This window comes from Rheinheimera sediminis (assembly GCF_004005375.1).
In the GTDB taxonomy this organism is placed as follows: domain Bacteria; phylum Pseudomonadota; class Gammaproteobacteria; order Enterobacterales; family Alteromonadaceae; genus Pararheinheimera.
On record NZ_RZUF01000018.1, the window covers coordinates 26,040 to 46,601 of the forward strand.

At 45.9% G+C, this 20,562-nt stretch carries 21 protein-coding genes; 2 read left to right on the plus strand and 19 right to left on the minus strand.

Annotated elements, in window-relative coordinates; genetic code table 11:
• Window positions 1–7: 7 nt before the first annotated feature.
• From EMM73_RS13265 to rppH, 10 genes are all read right to left on the minus strand, one after another.
• On the minus strand, window positions 8–835 hold the full coding sequence (locus EMM73_RS13265) for a fimbrial biogenesis chaperone (RefSeq protein WP_127687036.1): 828 nt from the start codon (window positions 833–835) through the stop codon (window positions 8–10).
• Between the two features lie 11 nt (window positions 836–846).
• Window positions 847–1,299 carry a hypothetical protein gene (locus EMM73_RS13270; RefSeq protein WP_127687038.1) on the minus strand — a complete coding sequence of 151 codons (453 nt, stop codon included), beginning with the start codon at window positions 1,297–1,299 and terminating at the stop codon, window positions 847–849.
• 46 nt (window positions 1,300–1,345) lie between these two features.
• A complete protein-coding gene (locus EMM73_RS13275; protein ID WP_127687040.1) occupies window positions 1,346–2,008 on the minus strand; it encodes a hypothetical protein in 663 nt (220 codons plus the stop codon).
• Between the two features lie 411 nt (window positions 2,009–2,419).
• A complete protein-coding gene (locus tag EMM73_RS13280) occupies window positions 2,420–3,697 on the minus strand; it encodes a FlgO family outer membrane protein (RefSeq protein WP_127687042.1) in 1,278 nt (425 codons plus the stop codon).
• Window positions 3,698–3,719: 22 nt separating this feature from the next.
• Window positions 3,720–4,460, minus strand: a complete 741-nt coding sequence (locus EMM73_RS13285) for a FlgO family outer membrane protein (RefSeq protein ID WP_127687044.1) — start codon at window positions 4,458–4,460, stop codon at window positions 3,720–3,722.
• Between the two features lie 3 nt (window positions 4,461–4,463).
• On the minus strand, window positions 4,464–5,060 hold the full coding sequence (locus EMM73_RS13290; RefSeq protein ID WP_127687046.1) for a FlgO family outer membrane protein: 597 nt from the start codon (window positions 5,058–5,060) through the stop codon (window positions 4,464–4,466).
• A gap of 154 nt (window positions 5,061–5,214) precedes the next feature.
• The gene (locus EMM73_RS13295; protein ID WP_127687048.1) at window positions 5,215–6,048 is read right to left on the minus strand and encodes a thymidylate synthase; all 834 of its coding nucleotides are present in this window, start codon (window positions 6,046–6,048) and stop codon (window positions 5,215–5,217) included.
• Entirely contained in the window at window positions 6,045–6,857 is an 813-nt protein-coding gene (gene lgt / locus EMM73_RS13300; protein WP_127687050.1) for a prolipoprotein diacylglyceryl transferase, read from the minus strand. The genes EMM73_RS13295 and lgt overlap by 4 nt, the downstream gene beginning before the upstream one ends.
• Before the next feature lie 95 nt (window positions 6,858–6,952).
• Complete coding sequence (gene ptsP / locus EMM73_RS13305; RefSeq protein WP_127687052.1) at window positions 6,953–9,220, minus strand: phosphoenolpyruvate--protein phosphotransferase; 2,268 nt, start codon at window positions 9,218–9,220, stop codon at window positions 6,953–6,955.
• Between the two features lie 2 nt (window positions 9,221–9,222).
• The gene (gene rppH, locus EMM73_RS13310; protein ID WP_127687054.1) at window positions 9,223–9,741 is read right to left on the minus strand and encodes an RNA pyrophosphohydrolase; all 519 of its coding nucleotides are present in this window, start codon (window positions 9,739–9,741) and stop codon (window positions 9,223–9,225) included.
• Between the two features lie 381 nt (window positions 9,742–10,122).
• Between rppH and mutH the strand changes: the two genes are divergently transcribed.
• Complete coding sequence (gene mutH / locus EMM73_RS13315) at window positions 10,123–10,791, plus strand: DNA mismatch repair endonuclease MutH (protein ID WP_127687056.1); 669 nt, start codon at window positions 10,123–10,125, stop codon at window positions 10,789–10,791.
• Here the strand turns inward: mutH and EMM73_RS13320 are convergent.
• The 9 genes from EMM73_RS13320 to EMM73_RS13360 all read right to left on the minus strand — a co-directional run bounded on the left by EMM73_RS13320 (window position 10,788) and on the right by EMM73_RS13360 (window position 19,154).
• The gene (locus tag EMM73_RS13320; RefSeq protein ID WP_127687058.1) at window positions 10,788–11,630 is read right to left on the minus strand and encodes a substrate-binding periplasmic protein; all 843 of its coding nucleotides are present in this window, start codon (window positions 11,628–11,630) and stop codon (window positions 10,788–10,790) included. The two genes, mutH and EMM73_RS13320, sit on opposite strands and share 4 nt — an antisense overlap.
• 224 nt (window positions 11,631–11,854) lie before the next feature.
• Window positions 11,855–13,231, minus strand: a complete 1,377-nt coding sequence (gene dbpA, locus EMM73_RS13325) for an ATP-dependent RNA helicase DbpA (protein ID WP_127687060.1) — start codon at window positions 13,229–13,231, stop codon at window positions 11,855–11,857.
• Window positions 13,232–13,416: 185 nt separating this feature from the next.
• Window positions 13,417–14,220 (minus strand): acyl-CoA thioesterase, encoded by an 804-nt coding sequence (locus EMM73_RS13330; RefSeq protein WP_127687063.1) that lies wholly within the window; start codon window positions 14,218–14,220, stop codon window positions 13,417–13,419.
• A 41-nt stretch (window positions 14,221–14,261) separates the two neighbouring features.
• Window positions 14,262–15,341: a fatty acid desaturase family protein gene (locus EMM73_RS13335; RefSeq protein ID WP_186435219.1), complete on the minus strand. Its 1,080-nt coding sequence runs from the start codon at window positions 15,339–15,341 to the stop codon at window positions 14,262–14,264.
• 8 nt (window positions 15,342–15,349) lie between these two features.
• Window positions 15,350–16,468 carry a flavin reductase family protein gene (locus EMM73_RS13340; protein ID WP_186435220.1) on the minus strand — a complete coding sequence of 373 codons (1,119 nt, stop codon included), beginning with the start codon at window positions 16,466–16,468 and terminating at the stop codon, window positions 15,350–15,352.
• Between the two features lie 278 nt (window positions 16,469–16,746).
• Window positions 16,747–17,337: a hypothetical protein gene (locus EMM73_RS13345; protein WP_127687069.1), complete on the minus strand. Its 591-nt coding sequence runs from the start codon at window positions 17,335–17,337 to the stop codon at window positions 16,747–16,749.
• A gap of 137 nt (window positions 17,338–17,474) precedes the next feature.
• Window positions 17,475–17,930, minus strand: a complete 456-nt coding sequence (locus EMM73_RS13350) for a GNAT family N-acetyltransferase (protein WP_186435221.1) — start codon at window positions 17,928–17,930, stop codon at window positions 17,475–17,477.
• A 62-nt stretch (window positions 17,931–17,992) separates the two neighbouring features.
• The gene (gene tpx, locus EMM73_RS13355; RefSeq protein ID WP_127687073.1) at window positions 17,993–18,490 is read right to left on the minus strand and encodes a thiol peroxidase; all 498 of its coding nucleotides are present in this window, start codon (window positions 18,488–18,490) and stop codon (window positions 17,993–17,995) included.
• 25 nt (window positions 18,491–18,515) lie between these two features.
• Complete coding sequence (locus EMM73_RS13360) at window positions 18,516–19,154, minus strand: methylamine utilization protein (RefSeq protein WP_127687075.1); 639 nt, start codon at window positions 19,152–19,154, stop codon at window positions 18,516–18,518.
• A 156-nt stretch (window positions 19,155–19,310) separates the two neighbouring features.
• Between EMM73_RS13360 and EMM73_RS13365 the strand changes: the two genes are divergently transcribed.
• A complete protein-coding gene (locus tag EMM73_RS13365) occupies window positions 19,311–20,558 on the plus strand; it encodes a hypothetical protein (RefSeq protein ID WP_127687077.1) in 1,248 nt (415 codons plus the stop codon).
• Window positions 20,559–20,562 lie beyond the last annotated feature (4 nt).

Genomic DNA, 20,562 nt, shown 5'->3' on the forward strand with positions numbered 1-20,562 from the left:
AATACCTCTATTTCATAAGCACATCTCTCACGGAGAACTGTTCAGTTTTAGTGCCGAACTGAGTCCCTTGGTACTCTTTTATACCGTCGAAAGATACTGTCAACTTTCCATCAGACAATGCATTGTTTGTGCCAACCCAGGCAAGTTTCACTTGAGCTTTCTTTAGTTCTGGATACAAACTGTAATCGTTCAGGCGGGCTATCACTTGCGGCTTTCCATCTTTACCTTCGAGTGTCGCGACTATATCTCCGCGGGCCGAGTAGCGCGAATTATTCGATATAGAGACAATCACCTGCGGTACTTCATTAGGCTGCGCCACTTTAACCGATGTTTTTTCAATGCTTAAACTCACCTCTGGCTTACCTTGCCTTACCACTACCGGAATGCTGAAGCTGGTGGTGAAGTTAATTTTAATGCCCGCACTTTCTATAGAGCCGGCCTGCTCTGCTGCAACTGGTATAGCTTTAAAACGCATATGTGAGCGATATTCACCTTCAGCTAAATCTTTTGGCCTGCGCAGCATAATACGGACAACTTGTTTTTCTTCCGGCTTCAAGGTAACGCGTCTTGGGCTGAAACGTAACATCTTGCTGGCAGAAAACTCATGACTGACTTGAGTTTTGTGTTTTTGATAACCACCGAGTTCTGAGGCTATTTTATCTTCCCAACCCAATTCATAACTGTTCACCTTGTTTGATGTATTCATCAAAACCACTTCAACGACTTTATCATCTGAATCAAAAGTAACTTTAGTTGGGCTTATTAACAATGTGGCAGATACAGGCCACGCAAGAGCTAAAGCAATAGCTAAGAAGCTAAATAGAATTCTGTTCATAAAGTCCTCATTCAATAAGATAAAGTAATTACAACGGGGAAACTGAAGGTTTCATTTAAGTAATGCGTTGTGCCGCTGCCAGAAGTCTGTACTGTGGCGCCAATTCGAAGTTGCACTTCTCCGGCTTCATTACTGTAGACAACGTCAGGCATATCCAGATGAGTAAGTTCGAACCTGTCGGTACTGCCAAATGCTGAATTAGATAGTACGGGTAGATCGACACTCAGGGAAATAGCTCTGGGGCCTTCTAACCCGGTGATAGTGTAAATACCTGGCTGCCCCCCTTTAATCATCCTTAATCCAGAACTTGAAAGTACCGGGCCATAAGCAGGTACTGTTAAGGTGTGAGGAGTGGAGTTATCCAGCACAACAACCTGACCGAAAGTCAGTGGTTGCTCGACAAATACATTAGCTGTTGCCAGAAAACTAAAGGCGAGTGTGATAATGCTCAGCAAATAAAACACGGCATAAATCCAGAAAATGGGGCCGGTCAAGGCCCCAGGGGATAACTTAGTAATCCACAGTGACTACAATAGAACCAGTATAGGATGCATCAATAAATTCATCAGTAGTTACTTCAGTTGAAATTAACGCTCCCAAATTGAAGGCTACAGTGCCAGCTGCACCAGTAGATATAGAGCCAGCGGAAACACGGGACGTTGGAGTCATAGCAACAGCAGCTGCAGGCGTTGTAGTGCGATACACATCAACAAAAGGAACCTCAAATGCTGCAGCAGCAGGATCAGGAGACTCGATATCAGCAGAGTGATCAATTGTAATGTCCAAGGAGGTAAATGGTGCTGCGTCTGACACTTCAAAAGAGACTACAGTTAAGTCAGCCAGTGGACTCAGAATTGCCATGGAGGAGTCAGCTGCTGCTGCGCACAAGGCAGTAAGAGCTGTACCGTTAGCGCCACCAATATTAGCTGGTTTAGTGGTTGTTGGCTGATTGGTGGTGTTGGCTGGAATATAAAGAGTACGGCAATCGTCAGTCGTATCGTCTGTCTGAGCACGGATACGGCCAAAATTTAATGCTGTTCCAGCTACCTGAGTTAAGGTTAATGCGTTGGATACTTCCAGTGTAGGCTGGATCGTTAATTCAGCAGCTGAGGCAACTGATACGAAACTTACAGCAGCTGCAACTACAGCAACTTTAGTTCTCAATGATTTCATGTTCTCTTTCCTATAATTATCAAATAGTTACAATGAACCCGCTTAAGTGCTTTCAATGAATCACACGACCAGCGTATCATTGTATCGACCAAGAACATAAAAACTTGATTAAATTTTGCAGTTTTTTTATTTTTTTAGGAATGGCTTTTCGAATTTTCCATTTTAGAGAAAATTAATGGTTCCGTTTTAAACTTTTATCATATCGTTTTGAAATATTTGAACATCAAAAAAATTTTGAGCACCAGAGCGTTTCCCTAATTACTGGCTACTCATATCATTACTTTGGGCGAAAAAAACCTGCGCTTAACACCACAAAAAAAATAACAGAGCAGAGATTACTGACAAACCTAAGGCAAGCTGTAAACATCTGCAAAAAGCAACAGATAAAAGCGCTGGATTTACTACCGAAATCTAAAGTTGCTGTAATACCAGCGCAGGGATTAATGTCGTCGCAGAGCTGATCACCACATTAGTTTGTGTTGATACTACTCTGCTGTTAATTTGCAGCCCACGTCGGGTTGGCACCATGGTGCCTGTGAGTACATAATCCATACCTTGTGGACTACGTAATTTTGACGTGCGGCGCGACAAGGATAAATCGCCTGTAGGGCTTACTGTAATATGTTTTGTTAGCTTGTATTCGATCACAGAGGCACCATAACCAGGCAATACTGTGCTTAACTCTTCTGCCAGTTGGTTTCCCACAGCGCTGGTTTGTTCTAGTTGAGCGTCAAAAAATACAAAACTTGCCACCCCTACCTTAGCGCCTTGCAATTGCTGATTGCCTGCTAGTTTAAATGCTAATTGAGCTACATAATCACTCAATGATTTGCGGCTTTGTTGAAACAATGGAGCAGCGCTATAAGCTTGCAGATCTGCCCCTGCAGCCGATAACTCAGAAGGTAAAGTTTTACGGCTGAATGTTTTTACAGCTAAACCCGGTATAGGTTGCCCATTGTTTACTGCTGCACTATCGAGCTGTGAACTTTGTGCTACGCCCATAGCGGGAGCAGCCTCCTGATAGGGTTGAGTCAGACCAAACCATTCTGTGTTTCTGCTGTTGGTGCTCTGACTTCCAGAGTTGTCTTGCTGGTCTGAGCTGTCGCACTGACAACCAGCTGCAGAGCTCACTGAGGCAGAAGAAACCGTTGAAAATTCAGCCTGTACTGAACCAGACATCTGCGGCTGAGCAACAGGTTCCGCTGTTTCATAAGACGCAACAATTTGATTAGGTTCAGAAAAGGCTCCCTTATTGTTTTTCAGGATCTCTGTCAGGCTTTGCACCATATCCAGCAATTGCTGTTGATTTTTAATCAGGCTACTTATTGAATAAAGTACTTCGCGCTGATCATTCGTCATCTCAGTTTTGCCTAGATAAGCAGAGCGTGAAGGCGCATCCTCGATTTTAGACATGTCGCTTAAGGTTTTTATCAAAAACTGTAAATCTTCTTCATTGGTCACAAGACGTTCTAAAGCTGGTTTTTGTTTGTCCCAATCCGACTGCATGGCCTGGATCTGAGTTTGCAATTGAGTTAATTGCTGTTCAGCATTAACTTCTGTTTGCTCAGCTTGAGCTTCGGCGCTCGCACTGTCTGAGCCAAAACTGGCACAGCCAGACAACACCAGAGCCACAAGGCAAAGTGACACTTTCGCTGATACTGACATCATAGTGAATTGAAATAAGTTCATAAGGGTATCCAGTGTATGACTGTTAAGGAGTTCCAGCCGATTTTAACTGCAACAAAGGCGCACCTTGGGTGCCTTTGAGTCCCTGAACGACCTGCTGTGGAATAAAAGCCTGGGCAGATGCCACAACTTTTTTATCATTCACATTCACCATACGGGCATTCACTATCACTCCTCCCTGGTGGCGCACTAAAGTTCCACCCAACACAACACTAATGGGATATTGTTGTGTAAGCTCAAGGAAATCACGACTAAAGGTAAAATCACCCGTTGGAGTAACCCGGATGTAATCCGTGGTTTTAAAATCTGTTACTGCCATACCGAATTGCGTGGCTTCGTGCATAAAAGCTTCAGCCAATTGATTACCCAGTAAATCACCTTGCTGGTAATCACTGTCAAGGTAAACAAAGCTGGTTACACCCAGGTTAAAAGTGGTACTCAGTACTTCCAGATTGGCAGCCAAATCATGCATAAGGCTTTGTACATAGTGATTTACTGTCACTGAAGTTTCAGCTTTATAACCAGGTAGCTTCATACCCGCCATGCGGGCGTTTTGCATTGCTGAACTGTCATAGCCACTCAGGTATAACTCTGTAAAAGAGTTATCTGCTGCGCTAGCTGGGGTTTGACCTTGTTTTAACTCAACTTTATTCGCAGTCACTGGTTTACCTTCCGCATCAAGCTGCACTAAGGGAGTACAGCCAAAGTTCAGCGTTACGGCAGCAAGACTGGCCAAAAGCAGAGCATGACAATTTGATCTGTTCATCCGTTACGACTCCGAATTACGATACAACTTATTATGGCGCAACTGTAGCTGCTCGTTTGGCCATAACACATCTGTAGGAATAACACTGGAAGCTGCAGCTATCACTTGCTGGCTTTGCAGGTCGATTAGTTTAGCATTGACGGTAATATGCAATTCACCTTCGGTTAAAGTGCCGGTGATTAAATAGCGAGCCTGCTGATTATTCGCCAGTTGACTTAGATCCCGTCCTAATGAATTCTCATAGCCAGGATGAACTAAAACACCGTCATTTAACCTTAACTCACTCACCTGATAACCCAGTTGAGTTGCTACAGTCTGCATGCTTTCCTGCAACTGCAAAGCTGCATTGTAATTTGCACTGCGACTAGTATCAGGAGCCATCAATTGTGCGTCAGCAAAAGTGGTTACCGCTATAGCACCAGAATCGAGCGGCTTTAATTGATAAAACAGTTGATCGGCAAGACGTTCGGTATAAAACAGTAACGGAGGATGTTTGGCTGCTTTTCGAAACTGAGCAGGCTCGGCAATATTTTGCCCTTCTGGCAAAGAACTGCAGCCGCATAACAGCAATACTGTGATGACTACCCCGAATATTCGCACTCTAACCCCCGGCGATGGTGTTGCTTGCTTATCTGAGTTTGATACACAGCAAATTTAATGCCAGAAAGTTATGACGGTTTTGCAATCCCGGCATTCGCCAGACTCGACGCAGTGGAGCACAGGGACGGGAGGGGCGAGCCCCTCCCCTACAGATTTATATCGCTATGGGGGCTTTGATGGCTGGATGCGCCAAATAATTGACCAGTTCAAAATCATCGATACTAAAGCCAAAAATATCTTTGATCGCAGGGTTTAACTGCATTTGAGGCAAAGGATGTGGTGTTCGGCTAAGCTGCTCCTTTACCTGGTCCATGTGGTTGCTGTACAAATGTGCGTCGCCAAAGGTATGCACAAAATCACCCAGCTTTAGATCGCAAACCTGGGCCACCATCATGGTCAACAAAGCATAACTTGCGATATTAAAGGGGACCCCCAAAAATATGTCGGCGCTGCGCTGGTACAACTGACAGGATAATTTGCCGTCATGCACATAAAACTGAAATAAAGTATGGCAGGGCGGTAAAGCTTGCTTTCCCATGGCCGCATTGTCTTTTGGGCTAAATTGGGTATCAGGCAATACAGCAGGATTCCAGCCACTGACAATTAAACGGCGTGAATCCGGATTGGTTTTAATATCGTGGATAAGCTGACTAATTTGGTCGATCACCCGACCATCCGGTGTTTGCCAGCTACGCCATTGAGCACCATAGACAGGGCCTAAATCACCTTGTTCAGTGGCCCATTCATCCCAGATTGACACTTTATTTTCTTTCAAATAGTGAATATTGGTATCGCCTTTCAGAAACCACAGCAGCTCATGGATGATAGAACGAAGATGACACTTCTTTGTCGTCACCAAGGGGAAACCTGCACTCAAATCAAATCGCATCTGATAGCCAAATACACTGATGGTGCCAGTCCCAGTACGGTCAGATTTTTTATGGCCATGCTCTAACACATGGCGCATTAAGTCTAAATACTGCTTCATGCTTTACTCTCATTCTTTACTGTATTTGCACGGCTATATCCCCAGACCATAAGACCTATGCCTGCGACTATCATTGGAATGCAAAGCCACTGCCCCATCGACATCCCCAAAGACAATAAACCTAAATGCGCATCTGGCTCACGGAAGAATTCAATACTAAAACGCGCCGAACCATAACCAAGCAGGAATAAACCAGCAACATTTCCAGCAGGAGGATTTTTACCTTTGTACCATTGCAACAGAAAAAACAAAATGATGCCCTCAGCGATCATTTCATACAACTGCGATGGATGGCGTGGTAGCAACCCTGAGTTAGGAAACAACACAGCCCAAGGTACATCCGTAGTCCGGCCCCATAACTCACCGTTAATAAAATTACCTAAACGGCCAAAGGCCAAGCCCAGAGGCAGCAGTGGCACCACAAAATCACCAAGCTCAAGGTACTTTTTGTTGTTGCGCCAGGCAAACCAGGCCATAGCGGCCATCACACCCAGCACACCGCCATGGAAAGACATTCCGCCTTCCCAGGTGCGGAATAAATACAGCGGATCAGCTATTAAGTTGCTGAAACCGTAGAACAACACGTAACCGACCCTGCCCCCCAGGATCACACCTAAAAACCCAAAAAACATTAAATCGCTGACCTGATCACGGGTCCAGCCAGAACCAGGTTTATCGGCCTGCCGATTTGCCAACCAGTTCGCCAATAAAAATGCAATCACATACATCAGACCATACCAACGCACAGCCACAGGCCCAACACTGAAAATTACCGGGTCAATTTGCGGGAATAAAAAATAAGAGTCCACTATAAAAATCCTGTTCTGAACGATAAAGTAATGAGGCGTCGGTGCTGACGCTCATAGTCTGACAAGGTCGAGCATTGTAACAGCCCTTGGCCCCTCTAAGCACGTAATTGGTTTAATAGCTGTTTTTGGTCGAGGAAACGTTGTACGTGCAGACGAACTTGTTTTGGCGACTGGCAGGCCAGAATTTCAGGCAACAACAACTGCAATTCAGACATATCAACTCTGCGTAGTAACCATTTGATTTTTGCCAGATTACTACTGTTCATACTAAATTTGTTATACCCCATGGCGGCTAAAATCAGCACGCCTGCAGGTTCGCCCGCCAGCTCACCACAAATACTCATTGGCAGCTGTAAGCCCTGAGCCTGTAACGACATCTGATGCAAAGCTCGCAGCACTGCTGGGTGCATCGCATCATATAAAGCCGCAACTCGTGGGTTATTCCTATCAACGGCCAATAAGTATTGAGTTAAATCGTTGGTACCTACTGAGCAAAAATCAATCTTTCGCGCTAACTCTGGCAACTGATACATGATCGAAGGCACTTCAATCATCACCCCCACTTTAGCTTTCGGCAGTTGCACTTCGGTACCGGCCAATTCGTCGGTCAACTCAAAAGTGGCTTGTTTAATCAGTCTTAATGATTCATCCACTTCAGCCAAATCCGAAATCATCGGCAACAAAATATGTAAATTGCCCTGGCCTATATTGGCTTTGAGCATAGCGCGGATTTGTACCAAGAAAATTTCCGGATGATCGAGTGTTAAACGGATCCCACGCCAACCCAAAAAGGGGTTTTCTTCAATAATACTGAAATAAGGCAGGGCTTTATCCCCTCCCACATCTAAAGTACGCATCACTACAGCTTTAGTTGAGTGCGACGCTAGTACTTTTTTGTACAACTCGATTTGCTCTGCTTCGGTTGGGAAACGGTTGCGCATAATAAAGGGAAATTCAGTACGGTATAAGCCTATACCGTCTGTATAAGCCGGCTGGCTACTTTCCAGCTCTATAGCCAGACCAGCATTCACCATCAGACTAAAAGGCGCACCACAAGCGCTTTGAGCTTTTAAATGCATCTCTGATTGATAACGAGCACTCAACTGCACATCTTCGCTGATCAATGTCTGGTATTCAGCCACTATAGCTTCAGCAGGAGCCACTAAAATTTGACCGCGGTAACCGTCTACGATCAGACGTTTACTTTGCCAATGAAAAAGTGGCAATTCATCCAGCCCCATCACAGCCGGTATGCCTAAAGCCCGGGCCATAATAGCAGCGTGTGAGTTGACTGAGCCTTTGAGAGAAACAATAGCGACTAATTGAGATCGTGGAATTTCAGCCAACATAGTGGCCGTGACGTTATCAGCCACCAACACCACTTTTTCCGGTAACTTATGGTGGCGCTGCTCAGTATCAAGCAAATGATTCAGTACTCTTTGACCAAGATCGCGAATGTCTGTGCCACGCTCTCGTAAGTATGCATCGTCCATGTCATCAAATTGACGAGCAAACTTTTCAACTACGCGTTTGAGTGCGCTTTTTGCACACCAGCCTTCGTGAATTTGTTTTTCAATTTCGTTGCCCAGGCTGGCTGCATCTAATAACTGGTGGTAAACGTCGAAAATGGCCAAAGCATCTGGCGGCAAATGCCCGGCCATGCGTTCAGCCAGCCGATTAAATTCCGCTTTAGTAATTTTGACGGCTTTGTAAAACCTTAATAGTTCTTTATCTGGATCGTCGACTTTTTTCAGCGATATTGAATCAAAATCACTGGACGGCTCCAGCACAAAACCTTCGCCCATGGCAATACCAGGAGCCCCGGGTAACCCCTGCAACTGCCCGGTGCTTTGTGGTGATTTGGAATTTTGACTAGCCGCCTGCCGCATTTCAGCGTGCACCAAAACAGAAGCCAGTTGCACCCCTAAAGTAACCAGAAAAGACTCTTCGTCTTCACTAAATACTCTTGATTCACCTTGCTGTATGGTCAATACCCCCAGCACTTTACGGTGATGAATAATAGGACAGCCCAAAAAGGCAGAAAAGCGGTCCTCGCTGACTTCTGGCGTAACCTTAAAGCGGGGATGTAATTGAGCTTGCGCTAGGTTGATAGGCTCTTCACGCTGACCTACCCAACCAATTAGACCTTCAGAAAAACCAATGGCAACCTGGCCAACAGCCTCTGGATTCAGACCATCTGTAGCCATCAGCATAAAATGCTGCTGTTCATAGTTCGCAAGGTAGACAGAGCAGCACTCTGTATTCAGTGCATTTTTTACATTCGAGACCAAGCCAGCCAATGCGTTATTCAGTACCGGCTCTTGCGCCACATCCTGCACTATGCGCCTTAACTGGCTCAGCATTCTCAACCCCTTCTGATTAACTTGTCATTTTTTCCATCTCTACGAAGAAACGGCAAAGCAATAGGGGCAAACTCTTTCATCACCTTACGGTACACTTCCCGTTTAAAGGCGACGACCTGACGCACCGGATACCAATAACTGACCCAACGCCAGTCATCAAACTCTGGATGCGTAGTTTTTAATAGATTTACGTCTTCTTCCTTACAGTTCAGGCGCAACAAAAACCATTTTTGTTTTTGCCCTATACACACCGGATTACTGTCCCGACGAATTAAACGCTTTGGTAATTTGTACCTCAGCCAGTGTTTGGTTACAGCAATAATTTCTACGTCTTCAGGCTGTAAACCTACTTCTTCGTTTAACTCCCGGTACATGGCTTGCTCTGGGGTTTCCCCTTCGTCTATGCCACCCTGTGGGTACTGCCAGGAATGTTGACCGTATCTCCTTGCCCAAAACACCTGTCCCTGGTGGTTATATATTACAATGCCGACGTTGGCTCTAAAGCCTTCAGCGTCGATCACAAAAACCTCTAGCTTGGTTCCAGCTGTTGTTTCATCGATTCTTTCATAAAGTCACGACTTCGGCAAATTGTATTTTCTACAGACTTATCCACAATTTATATGATTAATCAGTGCGCACTGTGCACTTCTACACAGGCTCTGTACATAAAGCTGTGCATAAGGGTGTTTTTGTTCTTGGATAACTCAGAATCGCCTGAATAACACCCAGTTAAAAACCAAAAAATAACTATAAAAAACATTAAGTTAGAGATCAAAGCCCGCTATTTAAGCTGCATTACAACTGTGCATAACTCGATTTGATTGCTTTTTGAGCAGCAAAAAGTGCGAAAAAATGCTAGTGTTTCTAAGGACCTGAATCTATGTCTCTCTTATGATGTTTTTATGAGCCACCCGCCGAAAAATACAGCAGAATTACTTGAACGTTGTTATTTGATTGCAGGCCTGACCTTGGGTCAGGTTGCAGAGCAATACCAGTTACAGCTACCTGCCAATTTGCAACGAGAGAAAGGTAGTGTGGGGCAGCTGCTTGAGCTCGTGCTTGGTGCAAGCAGCGGCAGTAAAGCACAACCTGATTTTCCTCATCTGGGTATAGAACTGAAAACTATACCGGTAGACCGTCATGGAAAACCGTTGGAAAGTACCTATGTCTGCGTCGCACCTTTGACCGACTTAGCTGGGTTAAGCTGGCAGGAATCCTGGGTCTGCCGCAAACTTAGCGCGGTTTTATTTGTGCCAGTACTTGCTGAGCGGTCTATTCCTTTGGCTCAGCGTCAGATTGGTACAGCCTTTTTATGGAAACCGGACACAGAGCAGCAGGCATTGTTACAGCAGGACTGGGAGGAGCTGATGGAGCTCATTGTCTTGGGTGGCATCGATCAGATCAAAGGTGCTCATGGCAAAGTGCTGCAATTGCGTCCCAAAGCGGCCAATAGCAAAGCCCTCACGTCTGCTGTAGGCGCAGAGGGCCAACCTATTCAAACCCTACCGCGAGGTTTTTATTTAAAGGCCAGCTTTACCGCTGCTTTGCTGGCCCAGCAGTTTGGAACTTAACTTTGATACTTAGTTAACAATTCTTGATAACTACCGCTGTCTTTGAACTGTTGTAATGCCTGATTAAAAGAGTTAACCCGCTCCGGCTGGACTGAGGCTCTGCTAAACATGACATAAATAGGATTTTCAGGTAGCTTGATCTGATGCGGCTGAATTTGTTTCTCTAATCCTTTGCGACGAATAATAGAGGCGCCAACAAAACTATCTTCGAGTACAGCGTCCACTTGTTCGTCCAATAGAAGCGCTATATTTAGTTCGCTCATCGACGACTCAACAAAATGTGGACGCATATGTTCATCGCTATATAAAGCGCTAATTTGTTCGCCATAAAAATAATCACTGATCAGCCCCACCTTATGCTTGGCGGCGACCATTTCAGCTACTGATGCAAAGTGGTATTTGTCAGCTTCTTCTTTTCGAACAAACAATTGGAACTGTTCAGCTCTGTACGGTTCAGAAAACAGTGCAAATTCCTCCCTTGTCACGGTTTTTGACGCACCTAACAACAAATCCACTTTACCTAGTTTCAGCAACCCTAACAGCTCTTGCCACGTACCATGCTGCATCACTAAAGTACAATTCATCCGCTCAGCCACAGCTTGCATAATTTCAATATCCAAACCACTGGCCTGTTGTTTCAATCCAATATATTGGTAAGGTTCCCAGGATTCAAAACCCAGTTTTAATTCACAACTGCTGGTCTTAGGGTCAACGGGGGACGTGTTTAGTTTAGGCGAGGCGTCAACTGGTATAACAGCTTGACTTGGAGTATCCGCAGGTTTACAGCCGAGCATCAGTAGACAAACCAGAGTACTGCATAGAAGGTATAGAGTGTTCATAAGCGACCTCTTTATCTTTCAGTGTCTATCCGCTTTGAGCTTAGTGCATACAGATAATTTTTCCTCTTACCTCAGAAACTTTTTGCAGTAAATTCATATTGCAATGCGCAGGCCGCGGCTTTTCACGGCCCGTTCCTCTGCACCGCAATCTTTTTGAGTATATGACACAGCGGTGCCATTAGACGGGCGGGTATAAGACCCGCCCCTAGCATTTTTTGGTTTTGTCAGACAAAACGACAGCGGAACTGACGGCCTTTGATTTTTCCTTCACTCAAACGCTTTAAAGCCGCACTTGCTACCTCGTTACGGACAGCAACAAAGCTCACCATAGGCAGCACATTAATTTTACCCAATTGCTCAAAAGACAAGCCCAGTTCACCAGTCAAAGCACCTACTATGTCGCCAGGCCTGACTTTGTCTTTTTTGCCACCGTCTATCATCACTGTACGCATAGGTGCGCGTGCAGGCCTTGCCTCTGTCGCTGGATAAGCTGTTAAGTCTGTCCACTGTGCTGTTAAACCGAGCTGGTCTTCCAGTGCTGCTAAGCGGCCCATTTGTGAAGGTGTGACTAAAGTTAGCGCCAAACCCTCAGCGCCAGCGCGGCCGGTACGGCCTACTCTGTGCACATGCACTTCAGGATCGTTGGCTAAATCGTAGTTAATCACCAGAGGCAGAGCACTGATATCCAAACCACGGGCTGCAACATCTGTCGCGACCATAATCAGACAACTTTGGTTGGTAAACTGCATCAGCACCCGCTCGCGGTCGCGTTGCTCTAAGTCACCATGCAAGGACATGACGCTGTAACCGGCATCAGACAGCTCGTCACAAATATCCTGAGTGTCTTTGCGCATATTGGAAAAAATCAACGCAGGTTTTGCGCCATGCCAGGATAATAGTTGCTTTAAGGCCGCAATTTTATCAGTAGCTTCAACCTCAATAAATTTCTGCTCTATCTCGGTTTGCTCGCCATCATCGACAAACACCTGCACAGCATCCGCTTTTAAATGACGTTTTAATTCATTCACTTTGTCTGGGTAAGTCGCTGAAAATAATAAAGTCTGGCGATCGGCTGGTAAGGCGTTCAGAATCACGGCCAGATCATCAGCAAAGCCCATATCCAGCATACGATCCGCTTCATCCAGAACTAAAGTTTCAACATCAGACAGGTTCAGCAGGTTGCGGTCTATCATCTCCAGAATACGACCCGGAGTACCCACAATAATATGAGCGCCGTGTTCAAGTGAGCCAATTTGCGGGCCAATAGATACACCACCACAGAGCGTCAACACTTTAATATTGTGCTGACTGCGGGCTAAACGACGGATTTCCTGTGCAACCTGCTCCGCTAGTTCACGGGTAGGGCAAAGCACTAAGGATTGAATACGGAAGCGTTTAACTGCCAGTTTATGCAATAAAGTCAGGGCAAAAGCCACTGTCTTGCCACTGCCGGTGCGGGCTTTGGCCAGAATATCTTTCCCTTCTAACAAGGCAGGTAAAGCCTGCTGTTGAATAGGCGTCATCTGACTGTAGCCGAGACTCTCAAGGCTTTGTAATAAATGCTCTGCAAATGGCAGACTGGTAAAAGTGGCGTTGCTCAAAAATGGGTACTCTCTATTGATACAGAAGTTGGCACAGCAAAAAGGGCGCGCACTATAACAGAAGCGCCCTTAGGGGGCGAGTATAAATTTTAACCAGATCTAGCCTTTAATCAAAAGTCTGCAATCTGTTTGATGCCGGTCAGTATTCGATATCCGATATGTGGGTCAGAGCCAAGGCTCTGACCCTATGCAAAAACAGTCACTGTCTGACGACTAATGGCTGCTAACTGGCCGTCAGCTTGCCATAACTTGGCTTCAATATGATGATAACCATCAGCTGCATGCTCAATATTCGCCAGATAACTCCACCAGTCCGAAGTCAGGGCTTTCGTTTCGCTGCTCTGATGCGGCTGAATAAACTCTATGGTCCAGGTTAACGAACTGGCAGGAGCAGGCTGGTTCAGTAAAGTTAAACTGACCGGAGGCCAGGCATCGACCAGAGCCAATAACTCCAGCACACCCACAGCTGTGCTCTCACCTTCAGAAAAACGGATAAGACCACCCAACTCTGTGCTTGTGCCACCGGAAAAAGGCATCAGCCCTTTTTTGATTTGATAGTCAAAATGACGGGTGAATTCAGGCACAGGACCTTGTTTGGGCATCACCACAGCATGATCAGCAAAAGCCGGAGCTGGCGCACTGGCCACTGTATAACCTGAGACACGCTCAGCACCAAAACTTGCCAGTAACACCAGAGCCACCTGATCCTGTTGAGTGATTTCCACTATGGCCTGGATCACCGACTTGCCCTGCCGCAAAATACGTCGTGAGACTGTAGCTGGCCCAGCATTTAACGGCGCGACAAAGGACACAGAAACAGAACGCAGTGGGATCTCTGCTGGTACTAGCGTGATTAAATGGGCCAAAGCCAAAGCGGACGCCATACCACCAAAGACAGCACGGCCCTGCCCCCATTGTTCAGGCACGTCTATCTGCTGCACATCAGGCTGAGCTGATTTAAACTGCTGCATTACATCGGCAAACACCATGTCTCTATCCTTTTATTATGCTGAAGCACTGCGGCCACGCCTTAAGCTGGCGTAGCTTTGCCACCAGGGAACGAATATCTGATAATACGAGCTACTACAGTAGCGTACTGTTTGACAAAACTGCCGCTGTTATAGGCAATGCCATATTTTTTTGCAATAGCCTGCACCTGCGGTGCTACGGTCAGGTAATGCAAAGCTGGCATATCCGGATAGAGGTGATGTTCAATCTGGCAGCTCAAGTGCCCGGTTAAAATATGAAACCAGCGGTGCCCGGTAAAGTTAGATGAGCCTAGAATTTGCCGATAGTACCAGTGTCCGCGGCTTTCGCCTTCGCATTGTTCTTGGGTAAAAGTGTGAACATCAGCGGTAAAATGACCACAAAAAATCACAGTAGAAGTCCATAAGTTACGGATCAGATTTGCCACTAAGTTTCCGGCTAATACCCATAACCACATAGGCCCGGCAATTAAAGGGAAAAATACATAATCTTTAAACAGCTGCCGCGCGCCTTTGCCAAAAAAAGCTTTTTTCAAATCGCTGTGACTGATACTGTTGACCCGGTCAGGTTTCTTTTTGCCGAAAAATACCCGCTCGCCCGCCAGCTCGTGGTACGACACCCCCCATTGAAACAAGGTGCTCAATACCAGATAAGTGACAAACTGCCATAAGTTACGCAGCCGCCAGCGGAAATCATTACTCAGGCGCAACAGACCATAACCAAAATCACGGTCTTTACCGATAATATTGGTATAAGTGTGATGTTCAAAGTTATGGGTTCTTTTCCATGAACCAGCATCACAGGCGATATCCCATTCAAAACGCTGTGAATGCAGCACAGGGTCATTCATCCAGTCGTACTGACCATGCAAGACGTTGTGGCCTATTTCCATATTGTCGAGTATTTTTGCCAGCGCCAAAAGCACCACGCCTAAGGCCCATAACCAAGGCGTTATAAAGCCAAGTACCATCAGAATGCGCCCGGAAATCGCACATAGGCGTTGGGTCAGCAGCATACGCCGAATGTAGTTTGCTTCTTTCTCTCCCAGCTGAGTCATCACACCGGCTTTGACTGCATCCAGTTCAGTGGCCAGGGCTGCCAGCTGTTGTTCATTTAATTTCATCACTTATCCTATAACTCAATCTGCAGGTTGCTGTGTGCGGCACTGATACATAGCTGAATTTGCTCAGGGCCATCACCTGACACTTGCCCTGTACGTAAATTCAACACCTGTCCGGATTTCTTCTGACAGACACACTGAAAACACACGCCGATACGGCAGCCAAAACGAGGATTCAGCCCTTGTTGCTCTGCGGCCTGTAACAGTGGCACTCCAGCTGCGGCCTCTATCCGTATTTCTGTGCCTTTTTGCAGGATCAAAGCTTGTTTCATCTCGCCCTCAACTGCTGTCAGAGCAAATCCGAACTGTTCAGAATGAATTGCATCCGCAGGCACACCCTGCTGTATTAACTGCTCTTTACAGTGCTGGCTCATAGCAGCAGGCCCACACAGATAGTACTGAGCTTGGGTCATAGAAAAATCGGCTTTGGTTGCCAAGTCCTGGACTAAATTCAGCCGGCCTGTTATTTCGGTTTCGATCAATCTGAGCTCAAACAAAGGTTGTTTTGCAGCAAGCAGTTTCAGCTCAGCTAAAAATGCCGCCTGAGCAGCGTTTTTCACGCTGTAAAACAAGACAACAGGAGAAGTCCAGCAGCGTATGCTGCTGAGCATGGACCAAAGCGGCGTAATACCGGATCCGGCAGCGACCATCACAGTACTTGTTAGCCCAGTGCTATCGGCGCTAGGAGCAAGCACAAAATCTCCCATAGCGTCACTGATGCTAAGCTCTGTAAGCCCGCTGATATCGCTTGCTAAGGCCTTAGTAAACTCGCCTTGCGGCTGAATACGGCAACTAATAAGGATCTGTTTTTGCTGTGCAAACAAAGCAGCAGAAGAGCTGATACTAAAGCTACGGCTGATATAACGGCCCTGATGCAGCAAAGTGACCAGAATATGCTGACCAGGAGTAAAACCAGACCATGAGGCCGCAGGTTTTAACCTGACACTTAACATCTGATCTGTCTCCCAGCAAAAATCAACCACAGAAGCGCTGTGATAGTCAGGATGCCATTGGGGTTTGTTCCAGTGCAGCAGAGGCAGCAGGTAATACCCTAGTTTAGGCTGGTTCGCCAACATTAAACTAAATTGGCGATAAAGGCGTTGGCGCCACGAGGAGATGGTTTTGTTCACACTGGTCCTTCCACTTAATTTCAGCGCACAGTTGTACACTAAAAATAAGATAAACTCCACTTCCAAGATCTGAAAACTCATTAGAAACAAATCAAGATGCTGAATTAAAACAAATTTATAAATTAAAGAAATGAGCGAAAAAAACAAATTTGAGTGAACAGCTGTAATTTTTACTGATTAAAAAATGAAGATAGAGGGAAGCCTGAACGCAAGCCTTCTGTCCTCAGACAAAACGGCTGTTACAGCTATGCCAGAATGGAGTATGAAAACTCAAGCTTTTAGTGCGGCCAGTTGCTACCAAGATCGCAGTTTTCAACCCAAAGCACATTATTACGGGAATCGTTATTGATATAGACCTGATTCACCGCAGACTTCGGATAAATTAACCCATCTCCACAATCGGCACTTTGACCTGGCCCCACCACAATTTTACTACCCACTTTTAAGGTACAACTGCTCATTTGATTGAGTACACTCCAGCCAGGGCAAATGGCATTGGCTTCTCTGTAGTGGTCCGTTGGGCCTTGTGGCAAACTAAAAGACCACCAGCGGCCATATAAAGTATAGCTTTTAGTCTGATCCCAAACCCGATACACAGTGACAGGAGCTGTAGCTACAAACACCTGGCCCATACAAAGCTGACCTTTGTCTGGCTGACCTAAAGCGGATTGCAAGAGCTCCGGATCTGAGGTTGCCTCTAAGCCAATAGCAGGTGCCTGAATACTCCCTACACAGTCTGTTGTCTGATCCGTAGTAAGTGTGGTCACTGTTTGTGTCGGTTTTGACGGTGTGGAGGAAGGTAAAGTGCTGCAACCTGCCAGCAATGAGGCAGCCAGCAGTATCCATAACTGTGGTGAATAAAACTGCATGGGGCAAACTCCTTGTTTTCGTGAATTTTCAGTAGCACGCCTGAATGAGCGTACACCAATCAGGCACAAGGAGCTTAGCTTATAAAATACGATTATCACCAGAACTATCTTAGGGACAGGTAAATAATCTAAAAAATTTACAGCGTTTTTTCCATAAAAACACTCAAAGGATCCAGTTCATAGGAAGCAAAAGGCAGCCTGTACTGATAACCCAATTTTTCATACAAAGCTAAGGCTTCAGGCTGAGAAATACCGGTTTCGAGTCGTGCCAGCGGGACTTTTTGCTCTTTTAGGTGAGTTTCCAGCGCCAGCATGAGTTGCTTTGACAAGCCACGGCCTCTGAATGCTTCTAATACATAAACTCGCTTAACTTCGCCATAAAGACCATCGTCAGACATTATTTTAACAGCGCCACAGCCTGCTAATTCGCCATCCTGATAAGCACCTAAAAACAATACATTCGGCAAAGCCAGCGCATCCGGGCTTTCCATATGATTACTTTCAGCAGGGTATAAAGACGCCATATAAGCGTCAGATAAAGCCAATAAATGTGCAGCAGGGGCAGATAAGGGATCCAGAGGTTTAATGTGCATTATAGAATTCTGTTGAAATGATAAGAAAAGGGACCAGAGTCAAAACCTCTGGTCCCATCGCATTAACTTAATGCAGCCAAGGCACCGTCATACGAAGGTTCATCTGCAGTTTCAGCCACTTGCTCTGTGTACAATACTGTACCGTCAGTGCCAATGACAACCACAGCGCGAGACAGTAAACCGGTCAATGGACCGGTAGAAAATTCCACGCCGTAATCTTTGCCAAATGAACTGCGGAAACTTGAACCGTTTTTCACTTGCTCTAAACCTTCAGCACCACAAAAGCGTGCCTGTGCAAAAGGTAGATCAGCAGAAACACAAACAACTACAGTGTTGCTTAAACCAGATAAGGCTTGATTAAAAGTACGAACAGAGGTCGCACAAGTCGGGGTATCCACACTTGGGAAAATATTCAGTACCACACGCTGTCCAGCAAAATCTGCTAGTTTCAAATCAGCCAGACCTGCACCAGTTAAAGTGAACTCAGGGGCCTTGCTACCCACTGCCGGCAAATCGCCTATAGTCTGAATTGGATTACCTTTTAACGTTACTGTGGCCATAAATTGGCTCCTTTAGGTTAGAAAATCAGGGGGTGTAGGAGGCACCAAAACCTTTTTTAGGTTTCTTTGGTTTTTCCTGGGATGTAACAGCCAGCTGATAACTTATCACCTGACCAGCTTTAATCTGTACCTGCTGAGTCACCCAATCGGCATTTTGCCATGGATGCCAGAGTTTTAACTGATAATTACCATCTGGCACATCGGTAAAGATCGTCAATCCTTTGCTATCTGTTACCTGCAAAAACTGACTGTCGCCCACATAAATATAAGCCTGCATATAGTCATGAATATTACAGCCCAAAGCAATAATACCCGCCTGATCAAATACCACAGGGGCTTCTGGTTTGTTGGCGTAGAGTTTTAATTCAAACACCTTGGCTGGTGAAAACGAATACACATGATGGCGTGTTTTATCTAAATTAGGAAAATCGACAGAGGTGCCGGTCTGGTAAGCTGACACAAATGGAATAAAGGTCAGGTCTTGCTGCTTTACTTCAGCTTTTTTTTCCACAAACTTAAGGTTCGCCGGATCCAGAAGTTCTACAACGGCGTCTTCCAAAGGCTGGCCTTGCTGATCAGTGACTAAAACTTGAACTGCAGCAAAAACCCCAAGGCTTTGCAACAGCAGCAGAGTGACAAAAAAGAAACGAACTAAGGAAGCCATAGACTAGTTCTCCGTAAGCCTTTGCATAACAAACCCAGCTTAAATTAAAGGAGTTTACACCTCTTGTCATCATATGAAAGCTCAAGCCGCTATCACTTGAGTGCCTGAGCTGTTTTTAGCTACTATCAACTCAGACTATTAAGTATGGAACAGAGCATGCCCAAAGCCGAACTGCCCCTTATCTGTATCACTTTAACTATTGCACTGGCCTTTAGCAGCACAGTCGAGGCTGCCGAACAACTCAGCCTGCAAGGGCGTGGCGAATTTTACCTGAATAAACAAAATGATACAGCCTATTATCTAAAGCCTTGGTGGCAACAAGGCACAGGTCAGTTTGGCACTCACACCGAAGCAGGTGTTGGCCCTGCGTATCTGCTGGCCCAGCTAGAAACCGATTCCGACTTTTCAGCCACAGTGCATGCCCAGTGGCACAGAGCGCCCGAAGCAGGCTTTGGTGTCACCGAAGCCTGGATCAACTGGAATCCGTTACCTGTTTCCGGCTACAGAGTGCGCGGCAGAGCCGGGATTTTTTATCCGGCTCTGTCGCTGGAAAATACCGACTTAGCCTGGACTTCGCCTTATACAAATTCGTTTTCTGCCATTAACAGCTGGATAGCGGAAGAAATTAAAACCAGAGCTATTGAACTATCTGTTAACAGGCCAGGGCGTTTTTTTAAATCTGATCACAGTATTCAGTGGGTGGGCGCTTTATTTCAGGGCAACGATCCTGCGGGCTCTATTTTAACCTGGCGTGGTTTTGCCTTGCATAACCTGCAAACCAGCATTGGTGAGCGGGTGCACTTTGCCAATTACCCCAGCATAGCTGCGGGTGGAGAAATTGAACTGCAACCGGCCTGGGTTGAACCGAATCGAGAGCTGGATCATAAAACCGGCTACTACACAGGGCTGCATTGGCTGCATAAAGATCAGACCGAAATGCGGTTGTATTGGTATGACAACAGAGGTGAGCCTACAACCTTTAAACATGGGCAATATGCCTGGGATACCCGTTTCCTCAGTCTGGCTTTTCAACATCAACTGACAGAACAATGGCGCCTGTTGGCACAGGTTCTGAGTGGCGACACAAGCATGGGGATACAGGCAGTAGTCGCGGACTACCAAAGCAGTTACCTGATGCTGAATTATCAGCTGGACCGACACAGCATCAGCGCTCGCTACGATCATTTTGAAGTCACAGATAAAGATCTAACCCTTACCGATGACAATAACGGCAAAGGCCACAGCTGGACTTTTAACTGGACTTATCAGCTAACAGCACATTTAAATCTGGCACTGGAGCACAGCAGTTTACAAAGTTTTCAACCGAACAGAACCCAATGGGTGGGCTGGCAGGCACATGCAAAACAGCGCTCCAGCAGTCTGATTTTGGGCTATCGCTGGTAAGCAC